The 16,605-nt window shown below is 73.8% G+C and carries 20 protein-coding genes and 1 pseudogene; 11 read left to right on the top strand and 10 right to left on the bottom strand.

The genetic code is table 11. The features are described 5' to 3' along the window. The first annotated feature begins 5 nt into the window (after positions 1-5). Both AB0K28_RS22130 and AB0K28_RS22125 read left to right on the top strand, forming a co-directional pair. The gene (locus tag AB0K28_RS22130; RefSeq protein WP_364372905.1) at positions 6-1,337 is read left to right on the top strand and encodes a serine hydrolase domain-containing protein; all 1,332 of its coding nucleotides are present in this window, start codon (positions 6-8) and stop codon (positions 1,335-1,337) included. A gap of 13 nt (positions 1,338-1,350) precedes the next feature. Continuing rightward, a complete protein-coding gene (locus AB0K28_RS22125) occupies positions 1,351-1,941 on the top strand; it encodes a cadmium resistance transporter (protein ID WP_345409884.1) in 591 nt (196 codons plus the stop codon). 79 nt (positions 1,942-2,020) lie between these two features. On the opposite strand, the gene AB0K28_RS22120 is transcribed toward AB0K28_RS22125, so the two are convergent. Beyond that, positions 2,021-2,890: a LysR family transcriptional regulator gene (locus AB0K28_RS22120; protein WP_364372901.1), complete on the bottom strand. Its 870-nt coding sequence runs from the start codon at positions 2,888-2,890 to the stop codon at positions 2,021-2,023. Between the two features lie 71 nt (positions 2,891-2,961). Here AB0K28_RS22120 and AB0K28_RS22115 point away from each other — a divergent pair, with 71 nt between their 5' ends. Further along, the gene (locus tag AB0K28_RS22115; RefSeq protein ID WP_364372898.1) at positions 2,962-3,657 is read left to right on the top strand and encodes a gamma-glutamyl-gamma-aminobutyrate hydrolase family protein; all 696 of its coding nucleotides are present in this window, start codon (positions 2,962-2,964) and stop codon (positions 3,655-3,657) included. A 33-nt stretch (positions 3,658-3,690) separates the two neighbouring features. On the opposite strand, the gene AB0K28_RS22110 is transcribed toward AB0K28_RS22115, so the two are convergent. Continuing rightward, positions 3,691-4,116, bottom strand: a complete 426-nt coding sequence (locus AB0K28_RS22110; RefSeq protein WP_345407140.1) for an SRPBCC family protein — start codon at positions 4,114-4,116, stop codon at positions 3,691-3,693. Between the two features lie 10 nt (positions 4,117-4,126). Further along, the gene (locus tag AB0K28_RS22105) at positions 4,127-5,023 is read right to left on the bottom strand and encodes a LysR family transcriptional regulator (RefSeq protein ID WP_364372894.1); all 897 of its coding nucleotides are present in this window, start codon (positions 5,021-5,023) and stop codon (positions 4,127-4,129) included. A 149-nt stretch (positions 5,024-5,172) separates the two neighbouring features. On the opposite strand from AB0K28_RS22105, the gene AB0K28_RS22100 reads away from it, so the two are divergent. Then, positions 5,173-6,024, top strand: a complete 852-nt coding sequence (locus AB0K28_RS22100) for an SDR family NAD(P)-dependent oxidoreductase (protein WP_364372891.1) — start codon at positions 5,173-5,175, stop codon at positions 6,022-6,024. A gap of 6 nt (positions 6,025-6,030) precedes the next feature. On the opposite strand, the gene AB0K28_RS22095 is transcribed toward AB0K28_RS22100, so the two are convergent. After that, positions 6,031-6,636, bottom strand: a complete 606-nt coding sequence (locus AB0K28_RS22095; protein ID WP_345407133.1) for a TetR family transcriptional regulator — start codon at positions 6,634-6,636, stop codon at positions 6,031-6,033. A 104-nt stretch (positions 6,637-6,740) separates the two neighbouring features. Between AB0K28_RS22095 and AB0K28_RS22090 the strand changes: the two genes are divergently transcribed. After that, positions 6,741-7,523: an SDR family oxidoreductase gene (locus AB0K28_RS22090; protein WP_345407130.1), complete on the top strand. Its 783-nt coding sequence runs from the start codon at positions 6,741-6,743 to the stop codon at positions 7,521-7,523. 7 nt (positions 7,524-7,530) lie between these two features. Here the strand turns inward: AB0K28_RS22090 and AB0K28_RS22085 are convergent, their stop codons facing one another. Beyond that, positions 7,531-8,109, bottom strand: a complete 579-nt coding sequence (locus tag AB0K28_RS22085) for a dihydrofolate reductase family protein (protein ID WP_364372886.1) — start codon at positions 8,107-8,109, stop codon at positions 7,531-7,533. A gap of 131 nt (positions 8,110-8,240) precedes the next feature. Next, the gene (locus AB0K28_RS22080) at positions 8,241-9,155 is read right to left on the bottom strand and encodes an aldo/keto reductase (RefSeq protein WP_364372883.1); all 915 of its coding nucleotides are present in this window, start codon (positions 9,153-9,155) and stop codon (positions 8,241-8,243) included. An 88-nt stretch (positions 9,156-9,243) separates the two neighbouring features. Here AB0K28_RS22080 and AB0K28_RS22075 point away from each other — a divergent pair, with 88 nt between their 5' ends. Both AB0K28_RS22075 and AB0K28_RS22070 read left to right on the top strand, forming a co-directional pair. Continuing rightward, positions 9,244-9,993 (top strand): TetR/AcrR family transcriptional regulator, encoded by a 750-nt coding sequence (locus AB0K28_RS22075; RefSeq protein ID WP_364372880.1) that lies wholly within the window; start codon positions 9,244-9,246, stop codon positions 9,991-9,993. Positions 9,994-10,006: 13 nt separating this feature from the next. Then, on the top strand, positions 10,007-10,138 hold the full coding sequence (locus AB0K28_RS22070) for a hypothetical protein (RefSeq protein ID WP_364372877.1): 132 nt from the start codon (positions 10,007-10,009) through the stop codon (positions 10,136-10,138). A gap of 40 nt (positions 10,139-10,178) precedes the next feature. On the opposite strand, the gene AB0K28_RS22065 is transcribed toward AB0K28_RS22070, so the two are convergent. Further along, positions 10,179-10,691, bottom strand: coding sequence for an N-acetyltransferase (locus AB0K28_RS22065; protein ID WP_364372874.1), 513 nt, complete (start codon positions 10,689-10,691; stop codon positions 10,179-10,181). A gap of 180 nt (positions 10,692-10,871) precedes the next feature. Continuing rightward, positions 10,872-12,068, bottom strand: a complete 1,197-nt coding sequence (locus AB0K28_RS22060) for an MFS transporter (protein ID WP_364372871.1) — start codon at positions 12,066-12,068, stop codon at positions 10,872-10,874. Positions 12,069-12,127: 59 nt separating this feature from the next. Here AB0K28_RS22060 and AB0K28_RS22055 point away from each other — a divergent pair, with 59 nt between their 5' ends. Next, a complete protein-coding gene (locus AB0K28_RS22055) occupies positions 12,128-13,156 on the top strand; it encodes a helix-turn-helix domain-containing protein (protein WP_364372869.1) in 1,029 nt (342 codons plus the stop codon). A gap of 296 nt (positions 13,157-13,452) precedes the next feature. Further along, positions 13,453-14,295 carry an NAD(P)H-binding protein gene (locus tag AB0K28_RS22050; RefSeq protein WP_364372866.1) on the top strand — a complete coding sequence of 281 codons (843 nt, stop codon included), beginning with the start codon at positions 13,453-13,455 and terminating at the stop codon, positions 14,293-14,295. Here AB0K28_RS22050 and AB0K28_RS22045 read toward each other — a convergent pair. Continuing rightward, positions 14,279-14,842, bottom strand: coding sequence for a helix-turn-helix domain-containing protein (locus tag AB0K28_RS22045; protein WP_345407101.1), 564 nt, complete (start codon positions 14,840-14,842; stop codon positions 14,279-14,281). The genes AB0K28_RS22050 and AB0K28_RS22045 overlap by 17 nt on opposite strands. Positions 14,843-14,970: 128 nt before the next feature. On the opposite strand from AB0K28_RS22045, the gene AB0K28_RS22040 reads away from it, so the two are divergent. Further along, a complete protein-coding gene (locus tag AB0K28_RS22040) occupies positions 14,971-15,885 on the top strand; it encodes an NmrA/HSCARG family protein (protein WP_364372862.1) in 915 nt (304 codons plus the stop codon). Positions 15,886-16,014: 129 nt separating this feature from the next. On the opposite strand, the pseudogene AB0K28_RS22035 reads toward AB0K28_RS22040, so the two are convergent. Next, a pseudogene (locus AB0K28_RS22035) lies at positions 16,015-16,359 on the bottom strand (recombinase family protein); the annotation flags it as partial. A 65-nt stretch (positions 16,360-16,424) separates the two neighbouring features. On the opposite strand from AB0K28_RS22035, the gene AB0K28_RS22030 reads away from it, so the two are divergent. After that, positions 16,425-16,604, top strand: coding sequence for a hypothetical protein (locus AB0K28_RS22030; protein WP_364372859.1), 180 nt, complete (start codon positions 16,425-16,427; stop codon positions 16,602-16,604). Position 16,605 lies beyond the last annotated feature (1 nt).

Raw genomic sequence — 16,605 nt, 5'->3', positions numbered from 1 at the left:
CGCTCATGAGTCAGGTGGGACAGGCGACGGCGCGCGCCCTGCTGCGCAGGCTGGCCGTCGAACAGGCCGAGTGCAGGGTGCCGTCGCTGACGGCGGCGATCGTCCGCGACGGGCGGACCGCATGGTTCGGCGGCAGAGGCCGCGTCGGCGACCAGCAGCCGACGCCCGCCACCCAATACCGCATCGGATCCATCACCAAGAGCATGGTCGCCGTCGTCGTCATGCGGCTGCGCGACGAAGGCGTCCTCGACCTCAACGACCCCCTCGAGCGGCACCTGCCCGGCACCCAGGTCGGCCACCTGACCATCGGCCAGCTGATGTCCCACACCGCCGGCCTGACCGCCGAGCCGCCCACCGACTGGTGGGAGCGCACCCCCGGCATCCCCGCCCACGACCTGCTCGACCGCCTCGGCGGGCCAGAGCTCAAGCACCGTCCCGGCCGCCGCTTCCACTACTCCAACGTCGGGTTCGCGCTGCTCGGCGAGCTGGTGGGCCGGCTGCGCGGCACCACCTGGCTCAAGGCCCTGCGCGCCGAGGTGCTCGACCCGCTCGGCATGCACGACACCACCCCGCGCCCCCGCCCGCCCCACGCCACCGGCTACGCCGTCCACCCCTACGCCGACGTCGTGCTCGCCGAGCCCGAACACGACGCCGACGCCATGGGCCCGGCGGGCCAGCTGTGGTCCACCCCGCACGACCTGGCCCGCTGGGCCGCGTTCCTGTCCGGCCACACCAGCGGCGTGCTGCCCGCCGCCACCCTCGCCGAGATGCGCGAACCCATCGGCGTCGACGACGGCCACACCTGGACCGGCGGGTTCGGGCTCGGCCTGCAGCTCTCCCGCGCCCGCGGCCGCCGCCTGGCCGGCCACACCGGCTCCATGCCCGGTTTCCTGGCCACCGTGTGGGCCGACCCCGACGAGGACACCGGCGTGCTGTTCATGGCCAACACCACCTCCGGCCTCACCGGCGCCCTCACCGACGACCTGCTCGACATCCTGCACGAGTACGAGCCGCGCCTGCCCGACGAATGGCAGCCCGCCCCCGCCGACCCCGGCCTGCTCGCCCTGACCGGCCTGTGGCACTGGGGCCCCAAGCCGTACGTGCTGAGCCTGCTGCCCGACCGCGGCCTGGCGCTGGAGCCGGTCGGCGGCCGCGGCCGCGCCTCCCGCTTCGTCGCCCAGGACGACGGCACCTGGCTCGGCCTCGACGGCTACTACGCCGGCGAGACGCTCAAGGTCGCCCCCGACCACCTCGACCTCAACACCTTCATCTTCACCCGCGACCCCTACGACCCCGCCGCCCCGCTGCCGGGCGGCCCCGGCGACTGGCTCGCCTGAGGAGGCGCAGGCGGTGAACGCCGGCGTCGCCGGGCAGGCGGCGGCCCTGTTCGCCGTCACCAACATCGACGACATCCTGATCCTGGCGCTGTTCTTCGCCCAGGCCGCCGGCCGGCCGGGCGCGGCGGCGCGGATCGTGGCCGGCCAGTATCTCGGCTTCGCCGCGATCCTGGCCGTGGCCGTCGCCGCCGGGTTCGGGGCGAGCTTCCTGCCCGGCCCCGTCATCCCGTACCTGGGGCTGCTCCCGCTCGCCATCGGCCTCAAGGCCGGCTGGCAGGCGTGGAAGAACCGCTCCGAGGGGCAGGAGCAGGAGCCGCCCGGCGGGCCGGGCGCGCTGGCCGTCGCCGCCGTCACCTTCGCCAACGGCGGCGACAACATCGGCGTGTACGTCCCGGTCTTCGCCACCTCCGGCCCCGGCGGCATGACCGTCTACGTCACGGTCTTCCTGCTGCTGGTGGCCGTGTGGTGCGCGGCCGGCCGGTTCTTCGCCACCCGCCCCGTCATCGCCGGAGCGCTGACCCGCTGGGGCCACATCCTGCTGCCCGCGGTGCTGATCGCCATCGGCGCGTTCATCCTCATCGACGGCGGCGCCTTCGGCCTGTGACGGTCGCCCAGCCCACCGGCCCCTGCGCGGCGAGCGTCAGGCGGTCCCTGTACGTGACGTGTGAGCCGCTGAGACCGGGTCAGCCGCCGGTCAGGATGGCGGCGACGTCGGAGCCGGGGCCGTCCGGGAGGGTGGCGTGGAGCAGTTCCACGCGGTGCACCAGGCGGGGTTCGGCCAGGCGCACTCCGGCGCAGGGGCCGGGGCCGGCCGAGGCGGGCAGCAGGGTCAGGCCGTGGCCGGCGGCCACCAGGTTCAGCACCGTGTGCACGTCCTCGCCGTCGTAGCCGACCGCCGTGGGGAAACCGTCGCCTGCCAGCTCGCGCAGGCGCGGCAGCGGGCACAGCGGCGTGCGCAGCCAGCGCGCGTCGGCCAGGTCGCCCAGGCGCAGCGCCGTACGGCCGGACAGGGGGTGGCCGTGCGGGAGCATGACGTGCAGGTCCTCCTCGGCGACGCCGGTGGCCGTCATCGGGCCGGTCTCCGGCAGGCGCAGCGGGTCGCTGGGGGCCACGATGCCGTCGGCCAGCCCCAGGTCCGCCTCGCCCCTGGCCACGGTGACCGCCACGTCGTCGCGGCCGCAGGTGTGCACGTCCACGTCCAGGCGGGGCCGGCGGGCGCAGGCCGTGGCCAGGCGGCCGGCCAGCACCGGGTTGAGCGCGAGCGGGGTGGCGGCCAGGCGCAGCAGGTGGCCGGGCGGTGCGGCGGCGCGCAGCACGTCGGCGCGGGCCGCGCGCAGGCGCAGCAGCAGCGGATCGGCGTGTTCCAGCAGGCGGCGGCCCGCCGGGGTGGGCGCGACGGGGCGGCGGGTCAGCAGCGCCAGCCCCAGGTCGCTCTCCAGCGCGGCGACCTGCTGGGAGACGGCCGACTGGGTGTAGCCGAGCTCGGCGGCGGCGGCCGAGAACGAGCCGTGGCGGGCGACGGCGACGAACGTGGCCAGCAGATGAGGGTCCATTAGAAGTGCTTATAGCACGGCAAGAAATGATCGTTGGCGCTTAAGCCGGGCGGGCGGCCACGATGGGGGACATGAGAATCGCCCTTGTGGGGGAACGCTCCCCCTCCGTCCGTTCCCACGCCAGGATCCCGCTGCTGGTGCGGGCGTTGCGGGAGCGCGACGGCATCGCGGTGGACGCGTACTGGATCTCCACCGCCGACGTGAGCGGAGTGGACGGGTTCGACGGGATCTGGCTCGTGCCCGGCAGCCCCTACCGCGACGAGGCGGGCGCGCTGGAGGCGGTACGGGTGGCGCGCGAGCGCGGCATCCCGTTCCTCGGCACCTGCGGCGGCTTCCAGCACCTGCTGCTGGAGTACGCGAGGAACGTGTGCGGGCTGGACGTCGCACACGCCGAGAACACCCCCGGCGCCCGAGACTTCCTGCTCACCCCGCTGGCCTGCACGCTTGCCGGGCACGAGAGCCGCGTACGGCCGGAGTCCGGCACCATGATGGAGCGGATCGTCGGAGCGTCCTCCACGGTCGAGGTCTACAACTGCTCCTACGGACTCAACGAGGACTACAAGCAGACCCTGGCCGGGCACGGGCTGGTGTTCTCCGGTCACGCCGACGACGGCACGGCCCGCGCGGTCGAGCTGCCCGGGCACCCGTTCTTCCTGGCCGTGATGTTCCAGCCCGAGCTGGCCGGCGACGGGCGGCGCCCCCACCCGGTGATCTCCGCCTTCGCCGCCGCGGCCGCCCGCCACGGCCTCATCGGAAAAACCGCGTGACCGTCTCTCCACGCCATCCGGCGCGCCGGTCGGCTATGAGGCGGGCAGCAGGGCCGCGAGTTTACGCAGCGAGCGGCGGGCCACGGCGTTCACCAGCGGCCGGATGAACGGCCAGGCCGCCACGCCGAGCGCCCCGAACGGCACCAGCAGCTCCTCCGCCCACACCACCCGGCTGCCATCACCGTCAGGCCGCACCCGGATGGCGCCGCGCCCGCGCACCACCCGCCCGGTGTGATCGACCCGCATCAGGAACGGCGGCTCCCAGTGCGTGATCGTCATCGTGTCGAGGAACCCCAACGGCCGCAGGCCGGTGTACGCCTCCAGCCCGTCCTCGCCCACCCGCCGCGCGGTCGTCATGAACATCCACTCCGGATGCCGCGGCCAGTCCGTGATCAGCGCGAACACCTGCTCAGGAGGCGCCGGCACATGGGCGGCGGCGGCGGCGTAGACGGCTCTCACCCCGCAGCTCCTACCCGCTGATGGCCGGCTGAGCCGCGACCCGCGCACGGCTGTGGCGGACGAACGCCCGCACCCCCGGCGGCCGGGCGTGCTCACGCAGCCAGGCCAGCCGCAACGGCACCGGCTCCTTGTCGGCCAGCGGCAGGGTGACGGTGCCGGGCTGCTCGTCGAAGCCCTGCGCAGGGGGCGGGCACAGCACGACGGCCTGCCCCAGCCTGACCACCGCGAACAGCTGCATCCCGTCGCTCACGACGGGCCCGGGACGCCCGGGGAAGCCTTCGGGCCACAGCTCCGGCGTCATCATCTGCAGGTTGCCGCCCTGCCAGCGCAGCACCGGCTCGTCGGCCAGGTCGGCCGTGGTGAGCGAAGAACGCCCGGCCAGCCGGTGGCTCGCCGACAGCATGACGTGCATCTGGTCGAGCAGCAGCAGCACGCCGTCCATGGCGGCGGGGTCGGGCGCGGCGCGCAGCAGCGCCAGGTCGGCCGCGCCGGAGCGCAGCCGGTCGAGCTGGTCGGCGGCGTTGCCCACGACCGCCTCCGCCGGCACCGCGGGATCGCCGTCGTTGAAGGAGCGCACCAGGTCGTCCAGCAGCGGAGCGCTGCAGCCGGAGGCCGTCACCGTCAGCGCGGACGGCCCGCCGCCGGTGCGCCGGACGCGGGCGAGCGCGTTGCCCGCCTGGGCGACCAGCGTGCGGGCCTCGGCCAGCAGCACCCGCCCGGCCGGCGTGAGCCCGACGTCGCCCGGTGAGCGCACCAGCAGCTCGGCGCCGACCTCGCGCTCCAGCGCCCTGATCGCGCGCGACAGCGCGGGCTGCGTCATCAGCAGCCGCTCGGCGGCCCTGGTGAAGTTGCGTTCCTCGGCCACCGCGATGAAGTAGCGCAACTGCCGGATCTCCACATCACTCACCCGCGCAGTCTTCCACGTGCGGCTATGCCGCCGCGGCATCGCGGCCTGCCCGACAGGAACTTCCGTCGCCGCACGCGGCCGGTGTTGTCTGGTCAGGGCGCGGGCCGGGCCCGCCGCTCCTCCTGATCCCCTTCCTGAATGGATGACGCATGTCTACATATGTCCGCAAGGCGGTCGTGACCGCGGCGACCGGCGGCATCGGCCTGGAGACGGCCACGGCGCTGGCCGCGTCCGGCTTCGCCGTCACGGTCGTCGGCCGCGACGCCGGGCGCGGCGCCGCCGCGGTGGCCCGCCTGGACGAGGCGGCGGGGCGTGCGGCGGGCCGGTTCCTGGCCGCCGACCTGTCCTCGCTGGAGGCCGCGCGCGCCCTTGCCGTGCAGCTCGCCGACGAGGGGCCGCTGCAGCTGCTGGTCAACAACGTGGGCGGCATGTGGAGCAGGCGCCGCGACACCGCCGACGGCATCGAGGCCAGCGTCGCGGTCAACCACCTGTCGCCGTACGTGCTGACCGAGGCGCTGCTGGACGCCCTCAAGGCGGGCGCGCCGAGCAGGATCGTGAACGTGACGTCCTCGGCCATCATGGCGGCCGACCCCACGTACGAGGAGACCGAGCCGCCCAGCCCCTACTACGGGATGGCCGCCACCGGGCGGGCCAAGCTGGCCCATCTCGTGCACACCATGGACCTGGCCGCGCGGCTGGACGGCCAGGGCGTGGACGTCGTGGCCGTCGACCCGGGCCCCGCCGCCACGCCCAACGCCGCCGAGATGACGATCCACCTGCTGCCGCCGCCGATGCGGCCGCTGTGGGAGCAGGTCCAGCAGGGCGTCAAGCGCCCGGCCTCGGCGGCGGCCGCCGCCGTCGTGGCCGCCGCCACGGCCGCCCTGCCCACCGGCACGCTCATCGGACCGGCCGGCGTGCCGGACGACACCCTGCGGCAGTACCTCACCGCGGAGGTGACGGCCGCCGTACGCCGCTGGACGCCCCGCCTGCTCGGCGCCTGACCCCCGTCAGGAGAGGCTGCGGGCGTAGGCGGAGGTGAGCAGGCGGGCGGTGTCGATGACGTGCCGGCGGCGGCGGGCGTAGGCGGCGCACTCGTCGTCCTCGTCCAGGACCGCCCGGCACATCCCGGGCACCGCGAAGTTCCAGGCGATGAGCCCCATGAGGGTGAACAGCAGGTCCTGGCCCGCGCGTACGCACTCGGCCTGCTCCCGCTCGGGCACCACGCCGCTGTCGGCGAGGAAGCGCACCTTGCCGCGGAAGGCCTCCCGCCGCTCGGCGTCGCCCGCGCCGGCGCCGCCCGCCTCCAGCGCCTCCCACAGCAGCAGCCTGATCAGCTCGGGATGCTCCTGGTACCAGTCGAACATCTGGCCGATCGACTCGGCCACCGCGTCGGGGTCGATCGACACCGAGCGGCTGACCTCTTCCAGCTTGGCCCGCACCACGGCGGCGAACAGCTTCTCCTTGCTGCCGTAGTAGAGGTAGATGGCCTGCTTGTTGGCCCTGGCCTCCTCGGCGATGCGGCCGACGCGCGCGCCGGCCAGGCCGTAGCGGGCGAACTCGGCCGTGGCGGCCTCGAAGATGCGCCGTCTGGTGTCCTCCGCGTCGTAGGCCATGCGAGGAATTAAACCACCCGGTTGACTCTTGTGCCTCCTGGGGGCAGTATCGACCCCGGAACAAAAACATCCAGTTGGTTTATTTCGCTCGGAAGGGCATCCCCATGACCTCACCCGTTCCCGTCCGCACGCCGCTGCCCGCCTCGCTGGCCGGCGCCACCGCGCTGCTCATCGGCGGCAGCTCAGGCATCGGCCTCGCCGCCGGCGCCCTGCTGCGCTCGGTCGGCGCCCGCGTCGTGCTGGTCGGCCGCGACGCCGAGAAGCTCAAGGCCGCCGCGGAGCACGTACGGGCCGCCGCACCTGGTGGCGAGGACGACGTGCTCACCGTGGCCGGCGACGCCGGCGACGAGCGCACGCTGGACGAGGCGTTCGAGCGGGCGGGCCAGGTGCAGCACGTCTACCTCACCGCGGGCGGCATCAGCGGCGCGGGCCCGCTGGCCGACCTGCCGCCCGACGGCATCCGCGCCACCCTCGCCGACAGCCTGTGGCGGCCTTTCGCCGCCGCCCGAGCCGCGGCCACCCGCCTGCCCGCCGGCGGTTCGCTCACCTTCAGCTCCGGCATCCTCGTCACCCGGCCCATGCCCGCCATGACCGTCCCGCTCGCCGTCGCCGGCGGCGTGGAGATCCTCACCAGGGCTCTGGCCGTCGAGCTGGCCGCCGCCCGCGTACGCGTCAACGCCATCCGCTACGGCCGCATCGACACCCCGCTGCTGCGCTCGCTGCCCGGCCTGGACTCCGACGAGGGCGTGGCCGCCGCCGGGCAGAGCGCCCCGCTCGGCCGCGTCGGCACCGCCCAGGAGGCCGCCGCCGCGGCGTTGTTCTGCATGGCCAACGGCTACGTCACCGGCCAGGTCATCACCGTCGACGGCGGTGAGAGCCTGGCCTGAGCACCGCTCAGGTGTGCAGGGCGGGGCGGTAGACGAGCTCCTGGATGCGGCCGTCGAGCGTACGCGACTCCAGCAGCTCCAGATCGAAGTCCGCCGCACCCTTGAAGATCGGGGACGCCCCCGTCCGCCCCGTGATGACCGGGAAGATCGTCACCTGCACCCGGTCGACCAGGCCCGCCGCCATCAGCGCGCGGTTCATCGCCAGGCTGCCGTGCGAGCGCAGCGGCACCTTCGACTCCTCCTTCAGCCGCCGTACGACCTCGACGGCGTCGCCGCGCTCCACGGTCGCGTCCCGCCAGTCGAGGGGCTCGGCGAGGGTGCTGGAGACCACGGTCGCGGGCAGGTCGCACATCCGCCGCACCCACGGGTCGCGTACGTCCGCGTCGTCGGCGGCGCCGGCGAGCATGTCCACGAAGCTGCGGAAGGTGGTGGCGCCGAACACCATCCGCTGCTCCTCGCTGTAGCAGGCCAGGCGGTGCTCCAGCAGTTCGGGGCCCTGCTTGCCCCAGTAGCCGCTCCAGTCGGCCGTCGCCGAGCCGAAGCCGTCGAGACTGCTGAAGACGTCGAAGGTGTAGGTGACGGTCACGGCGCTGCTCCTCGCGTACGGGCGATCGGGTTCGTCGTTACAGACCACGCATCGGCCCGGAACTCATCGCCGCCGGGCTGCGCCGATTCTCACCGGCGCACGCCCGTGCGGCCAGGGCGCTGGAGGGACATTCACCGGACATCGCCGGCGTGGCGCTCCGCCGCCGCCGTCAGCGCGTCCAGCGTGGACTGGTGCGGCTGCCCGAGCGTGGCCTGCGACTCGTCGACCAGGCCGGTCAGGCGGGCCACCTCGTCGTCGGTCAGATCGGCGGCGATGCCGGCGGCGGCGACGTTGGCGCGCAGGTGGGCGGGGTTCGCCGTGCCGGGGATGACGACCATGGCCGGCGAGCGGCGCAGCAGCCAGGCCAGCGCCACCTGGGCCGGCGTCACGCCCAGCCGCTGCGCGGGGCCCGCCGGCTCGGCGTAGCCGGCCAGCCGTCCCGAGGCCAGCGGGAAGTAGGGGACGAACATGACGCCCTGCTTCTCGCAGGCCTCGAGCACCTGGACGCCGCTGCGGTCGAGCAGGTTGAAGCGGTTCTGCACGGCCGCGATCGGCGTCATCTCCTGCGCGCGGGCCAGCAGCTCCGGTGAGGCGCCCGACAGGCCGATGCGGCGGATCAGGCCCTGCTCGCGCAGCTCGACCAGCACGCCGAGCGACTCCTCCAGCGGCACGTCGGTGTGCGTGCCGGGGAGGTCGCCCGGCAGCCGCAGGTACGTCAGCTCGCTCGTCTCCGTGCCCATGTCGGCCAGCGCCTCGTGGACCTGCGCACGTACGGTGTCCGGGTGGTCGGTGATGATCCACGACCCGTCGGGGCCGCGCCCCGCGCCGACCTTGTTGCCGACGATCACCCCGTCGGGGAACGGGCGCAGCGCCTCGCCGATCAGCTGGTTCACGACGCGGGGCCCGTAGGCGTTCGCGGTGTCGAAGAACGTCACGCCCAGCTCGACCGCCAGGCGCAGCACCCGCCGCGCCGCCTCGGGGTCCTGCGGCGGGCCCCACACATTCGGGCCCGCGAGCTGCATGGCGCCGTATCCGATCCGGTTCATCGGCTGCTCCCTCGATGTATCACTGCCACGCTTCTTTCCGTAGCACTGTTCCGTTCCAGTGTTACGCGAAATGCCGTAACATCGCAACGTGGACGACGAGAAGACCAGGACCAGGCAGCGGATCCTCGCCGCGGCGGCCGGCATCCTCGAACGCGAGGGCGCCCAGGCCGTCTCCACCCGCTCCGTCGCCGCGGCGGCCGGCATCCGCGCCGCCTCGCTCTACCAGCTCTTCGGCGACAAAGACGCCCTCCTCGCCGCCCTGGCCGTGCACGGCTTCGACCTCTACCTGGCCGAGAAGCACGAGCTGGCCTACAGTGGCGACCCGGTCGAGGACATGCGCCGCGGCTGGGACATGCACGTCGACTTCGGCCTGCGCCACCCCGCCTTCTACGTGCTGATGTTCGGCACCGACCGCCCCGGCCGGCGCCCGCCCGCCGCCCAGGAGGCGCACGAGCTGCTGCTGGGCTACCTCGAGCGCATCGCCGCCGCCGGCCGCCTGCGCGTCCCGCCCCGCACCGCCGCCGGCCTCCTGCACGCCGCCGTCACCGGCGTCACCCTGTCCCTGATCGGCGCCCCCGCCGTCGGGACTCAAGGGCCGGACGGTCGCGTACCCGAGACCTCAGGACAGGAGTCCCGCCTGCCGGAGCTGTCCGCGAGGATGCGCGACACCCTCATCGCCTCGCTCACCACCCACCCGCCGCCGGCCGAGGACATCGGCCTCGCCTCCCGGGCCCTCGCCCTCGACGCCGCGCTCACCGCCGCGCCACAGGACACCCTCCCGCTCCGCCCGGCCGAGACCGCCCTGCTGCGCGACTGGCTCGACCGGCTCGCCCGCTGATCACGAGACCGCCATGACTCCCCTGGCCCGTGCGGACCGGGTTCGACGGCCTGAGGAACGGGTCCGGGAGTTCCCCGTCGCCACCGACGGCGGCGACGGCCTCCTGCGGCGGCCGATGCTCGTGGGGCCCATCCGCATGGGATGAGGCGGCCCCCAGCCGTGCTGGGGGCCGCCGGGATGGAAGGTCAGATGCCGAACGCCGACGCGTAGCGCATCAGGCCGGTCGGGATCGGCCGTTCTGGGTCGAGGGCGAGGGCCATCATGTACTTGTCCTCGACGTCGAAGGTCGGGCGGATGCCGTGCCCGGAGGCCGTGGTGAAGCCGAAGCGCGGGTAATACTCGGCGTGGCCGAGCACCACCACCAGGTTCTCGCCCCGCTCGCGGGCGGCGTCCAGCGCGGCCCGGATGGCGGCGCCACCGGCGCCCCGCCGCTGATGCTCGGGCAGGACGGCGCACGGGCCCAGGGCGAGGGCGGGTTCGCCGCCGACGTGGCAGCGGGTGAGCAGCGCGTACCCGGCGGGCTCCCCTCCGGGGGTCTCGGACAGCCAGGACAGGCCGGGCAGCCACGCCTGCGGGTCGGCCCGCAGCGCCTCGACCAGATCGGCCTCGTATGCGGTCGGGAAGGCGGCGAGATTGATGTCGCGGATGGCGGCGACGTCACCGGCGCCCTCGGGACGGGTGATCCAGGAAGGAGACAACGTAAAACCCTTCGTGAGAAAGGGGCCCCGACGAGGTCAGCCCGTGCGGCGAGCCGGGTGGCTCAAGCCTGCGGGCGGACCGAGGCCCGGGATGTCAGGTCGGTCCGGGCGCTGCCCAGGGCAGCGGTCTTCGCCGCGGTCACCAACCTCACCTCCCCTCTCACGATCGGAAGGAGCTTATCACCCGATCCCGCGTGGCGTGAGCACGCGCCACAGGCCCGCCACGGCCACCACGGACGCCGCGCCCGCCGTGGCGACCACCTGGCCGGGCGTCACCACCTCACCCAGTGCTCCGCCACCGGCCGCGAACAGCCCCTGCCACGTCATGGTCCCGGTCAGCGCCAGCCCGAACGCCTGCCCCCTGTTCGCCTCCGGCACCACTTCAAGGAACCGCCGGGCCAGCCCCAGCTGGTACGCCACCCCGAACCCCGACACGGCCAGCAGCACCCCCGCCACGACGGGCCCCGGCGAGCCCGCGAACCCGAGCAGCGGCCCGCCGAGCAGCAGCGCCAGCGGCCCCGCCAGCCGTTCTCTCAGCCGCGGGGCGACCAGCCGCCCGATCACCAGGTCCCCGGCCAGCATGCCGAGCGCCACAGCGGTGAACAGCCACCCGGCCGCACCCGGCGCCCCGACGTGGGCCGCGTACGGGACCAGCACCCCTTCTGCCCCCACCACCAGTGCGGGCGGAAACCACTGGGCCCACAGCAGCGCACGGACATCGGGCCGGCGCAGCAACTCGCGATTGACCCGCCAGGTCCGCCCCACCGTCGACCCGCCGGCCGGACCACGGCCCGGCCGGTCGGCCAGCCGGAACCGCAGCAGCGCGGCCGACACCAGGCAGCTCGCCACCGTGATCCACAACGCCCCGTACGGGCCCACCGCCGCGATCAGCATCCCGCCCACGGCGAAGCCGAGCACCTGCGTACCGCCCGCAGCCATGGAGAACACGGCCCGGCCCAGCACGTACCGGTCGCCGTCGAGCAGATCCGGCAGCAACGCGCTGCGCGCCGCCGAAGCGACCGCGCCCGGCACCCCGGTGACGAACACCAGCACCAGCATCGCCACCGGCGGCAGCACCCCGGCCGCGAGCACCGCCGCGACCCCGGCCCTGACCAGGTCGTACCCGGCCATCACCGCCCGGGGCGGCCACCGGTCGGCGTACGCCAGCAGGAACGTGCCCCCGAGCGCATAGGGCAGGAAACCGGCCACGTAGGCCAGCGCGGCCAGCAGCGGCGAACCGGTGCCTGCATAGACGGTCACCGACAGCGCGAGCATCTTCACCGTCTCGCCGCCGAGGTAGAGCGTGTAACCGGCGAACAGCACGCGGAACTGGCCCACCGCGAACACCTCGCGGTACGTGGCCCGGGTTGTGATCATGCGGGCCAGTCTCGGGGCAGCGTCCGGGAGGGCGTTAAGGTTTCGGGTGGAGGCGAAAAGTGCTGCTCATCGAGGTAGGCCCACTCGACGTGGCCCACACCCGCTACGCCATCTCCCCGCTGGGAGAGGCGATGAACGCACTCCGCGTCGCGGCCGGCGAGCAGCCCGCCGGCCCCCTGCGCCCCTGGGCCGAACGCATCGCCCCCCGCTACAGGCAACTGGTGCGCGAGATCCCTGAGGTCGAGGCCCTGACCACGCTGTTCCGCCGCGACGCCTACAACGCCGACTTCATCCAGCCCCCGCCGACCGGCCGCAGGGGCGACCTCGCCGCACTCACCACCCGCGAGGGTGACTTCGCCGCCGAGCTGGCCGTGGTGCGGGCGACCCCGCTGGAGCGGGTGCGTACGGAGCTCGCGCGCAACCTGGCGGGGATGCGTAGGCCGCCGCGCCACGTCCAGCAGATCCTGACCGCCCCCGACGTGCTCACCCGGCTGGCGGACGCGATCGAGGCGGCCTGGCACGCGCTGGTCGAGCCCGACTGGCCGCGGCTGCGCACGGTGCTGGAACGCGACCTCGTGCACCGCGCCGGGCAGCTGGCCATGGACGGCTGGGCCGCGGCGCTGTCCGACCTGGACCCGCGCGTACGCTGGCGCTCCGAGGCAGAGCGCGGCGTGATCGAGGTGCGCACCGGCCGCCGGGACGTGCAGGAGCGGCACCGGCTCGACGGCACGGGGCTCCTGCTGATGCCGACCGTCTTCGGCACCCTCATCAGCTACGTCGAGCCGCCCTGGCCGTACGCGCTGGTCTATCCGGCGCGCGGCGTCGCGAACCTGTTCGGGCCGCCACCCGCGCACGGCGGCGCGGCTGCCCTGGCCCGGCTGATCGGCCCGCACCGGGCGCAGATCCTGCGAGCGCTGGCGGCACCGGCGACGACCACGCAGCTGGTCCGCCAGCTGGGCCTCAGCCTGGGCGCGGTCGGCGGTCACCTGGCCGTGCTGCGCGAATCCGGCCTGATCACCCGCACCAGGACCGGCCGCAGCGTCCGCTACGAACGCACCCCCCTGGGCGACACCCTGGCGGCCGACTGACCGCACAGCCCAGCGCGCCGAGGTGGAGGTGGCGTGACAGGTCTGAGGCGTTGCGTCGGGGTGAGGTGCGCGACAAATACGAGGCGTTGTGCGGGGTTGTGGTACGTTCTGCGGCGTAAGGTGCAGCGCTCCTCGGTGAGCGCGTCGGGACATCCGGCCGGCACGGCAGCCCCACAAGCGCGGCTGTCTGATTCTCTCAACGGAGAGCGTGCTTCGCCGTGCCCACCTTCTTCACAGCGACCGGCGGTACCGGTCAGGACGCGTCCGGCGGCATGCTCCCAGATCGGACTCGTTCCATGATCCTCGTCACCGGAGGCCGCGGCGCGGTCGCCACCCACCTGGTCACCCTGCTGCGCCAGGCCGACCTCCCCGTACGCGTCGCCTCGCGCAATCCCGGCGCCCTCCAAGTCCCCGGCGGCGTCACGACCGTCACCTGCGACCTCGCCGACCCGGCCACCTTCCCGGCGGCGCTGAGCGGCGTCAGCCAGGTCTTCCTGTACGCCGAGCCGGCCCACATCGACCGGTTCATCGCGGCCGCCAGGCTGGCGGGCGTCGAGCACGTGGTCCTGCTGTCCTCGGCGTCCGTGCTGGCCCCGGGCGCGGCCGACGACCCGCTGGCCAGGTCGCACCTCGACGTCGAGACCGCGCTCCTGACATCCCCGCTCACCACCACCCTCCTGCGCCCCGGTTCGTTCGCGAGCAACGCGAGCGCCTGGGCGTGGCCGATCAAGAAGGGCGACCCGCTGAGCCTGCCCTACCCGGGCGCGCACACCGACCCCATTCACGAGCGCGACATCGCCGAGGCGGCCGGAGCCGTGCTCACCGACCTGCGCCACCAGGGCCGGCATTTCCACCTGACCGGCCCGCAGTCCCTCACCTTCACCCAGCAGATCGGCCGGCTCGCCGAGGTGATCGGCCGGCCGATCGGCATCAAGCACGTCACCCGGGAGGAGTGGAAGCGGGAGATGGAGGCGTACATGCCGGGTGACTACGCCGACGCCCTGCTCGACTACTGGCAGGCCGGCGACGGAACGCCGGCCCAGATCACCGACACCGTGGAACGCCTCACCGGCCACCCCGCCCGCACGTTCGCGACCTGGGCGCGGGACCACGCCGGCGCCTTCAGAGCCGAGGACTGATGCCGGCCACGGTCAACGTGAACAGGCGCTCCGCGGCCGCCTGAGCGTCGGGGCGGTGCTCGGTGGTCAGGACGATGCCGATGATCAGGGCCACCAGCTCGGAGACGGTGACGTCACCGGGCACCGCCTTGTCCTGCACGGCCCGGCGCAGCAGCGGCTCGCCGGCCTCCTCGATGCGCGTCGCGCACGAGTTCTGGTGCACCGACTCGCTCTCGCCGTCGTAGACGAGCGCGGCCGCCAGCCCCCGGGCGGCCACGCAGTAGGTGAGCAGGTCGCTCAGCCAGTCGAGCAGGGCGGCGCGGGCGTCGTCCTCGCCGGCCAGCTCGTCGGCGCGCTCGCACAGGGCGTCGATGCGCTTGTGGGAGACCGCCTGCAGCAGGGCGCGGCGGGTCGGGAAGTGGCGGCGCACGGTGGCCGAGCCGACGCCCGCGACGCGGGCGATCTGCTCGAGCGAGGCGGCGGCGCCGTGGGCGTCGACCTCCTGCTCGGCCACGGCGAGGATCCGCGCGTAGTTGCGCCGGGCGTCCGCGCGCTGGCGTTCGGGCATGGCGTCGACTCCCCCTCACTAAATGGCGGACCCCGCCGTTTCGGGTTGCCAAGTGGCGGGGGCCGCCATATCGTACCGCAGGAGGAAACGGCGGGCCCCGCCATTTCCCGTACGTCATGAGGAGCATCATGTCCGCATCCACCGCACCCGTCCTGGTCACCGGCGCGACCGGCAGGCAGGGCGGCGCCACCGCCCGCGCCCTGCTCGCCGCCGGCGTCCCCGTCCGCGCCCTCGTACGCGACCCCGCCGCGGAACGCGCCAAGGCCATCGAGGCGCTCGGCGCCGAGCTCGTCACCGGCGACCTCGGCGACCGAGACTCCGTGGCCCGCGCCGCCGAGGGCGCCCGCGCCGTCTTCTCCGTCCAGATGCCCCCCTTCACCGCCGCCGGCGCCGACTTCGACGAGGAGGTGCGGATGGGCGTCAACCTCATCGAGGCCGCCAGGGCCGCCGGGGTGGCGCAGTTCGTGCACACCTCCGTCACCGGGGCCGGCCACCAGGCCGACATCCCCGGCTGGGCCGAAGGCCGCTGGAGCGCCCTGAAAGCCCCGATCGAGGCCAAGGCCGCCATCCAGGACCGGCTGCGCGCGGCCGGCTTCCCCCGCTGGACGATACTCAAGCCGTCCTTCTTCATGGTGAACCTCCTGCCGTCCATGCGGTTCCTGTTCCCGCGCGGCGTCGAGGGCGGCCTGGTGAGCCTGCTCAAGCCGGACACCCGCGTGCCCCTCATCGACACCGAGGACGTCGGCACCGCGGCCGCCGCCGCCATCGCCGACCCGGACCGCTTCCACCAGGTCGAGCTGGAGCTGTGCGGCGACTTCCTGTCCATGACGGAGATCGCCGCGATCCTCTCCCGTGTGCTGGGCGCCCCGCTGACGGCTCCCGACATGACCTTGGAGGAGGCGAAGGCGGCCGGGATGCCGGACATGGGTATCTCGCACGCGTACATGAACGTCAGGAGCCAGCCCGCCAGGCCCGAGTACGCCAAGGGCTTCGACATCCCCATGACGACCTTCGCCGAGTGGGCCGAGAAGAACCTGGCCTGACGCTCGGCCGCTCCTCCCTCGGGGTCGAGGAACCCAGGAACAGCCGTTGGCGTGAGCTTGCCGTTCTTCTTGGCTGGGGGCCATGCCTTCGCGGGTGCGCATGTGCCCGAGGTCGGCCTCGAATTCAGCGACCATCGCGAGGGTCTGGAGGAACAGGCGGCCGAACGGGTCGTCCCAGTCGTAGATGGACGCGCCGAGGCCGGTGAGAACGCTGCCGTCCCACACGGCGGCCAGCGCCTGGTCGAGACCGGCGCGGTTGCGGCGGGTGGTACCGGAGAAGCCGCGGTCGATGGAGATCCGCTCCTCGGGGACGCCGAAGGCCAGGAGTCGCTCGGTCTGGATGATGACGTCCTGCTCGTCGGTCGAGCAGCGGGCGTAGCCGACACGGGTAAGGAGGGCTCGTACTACGAGTTCGGCCCGGACACGACGGGCTAAGGCTTGGATCAGGCGCGTCTTCGACGGCGCCGGCGCCACGCGGTCGGGGCCCGCCAGGGTCGCCGGCCAGGTGGACGGCGCGGCTGGCGGTCGCCTGCGAGCAGGTGGCGACGTCGGTACGGCTGAGGATGTGGGTGAACGGCGAGCAGGTGCAGCATGTGGAGGACCAGAACGCGATTCGGAACGACTACCTCGGCATCTTCGCCCGCACCACCAAGAACGGCTCGTCCCTGCTGATGACCACGTTCAACGACTTCGAATTCCGCGGCCGCCCGCAACCCTGAC

Origin of the sequence: Nonomuraea sp. NPDC049504 (assembly GCF_040676845.1) — a bacterium.
Classification (GTDB): Bacteria; Actinomycetota; Actinomycetes; order Streptosporangiales; family Streptosporangiaceae; genus Nonomuraea; species Nonomuraea salmonea.
Note: the sequence above shows the minus strand (reverse complement) of the source record. Positions and strands in the feature narration are given on the sequence as shown.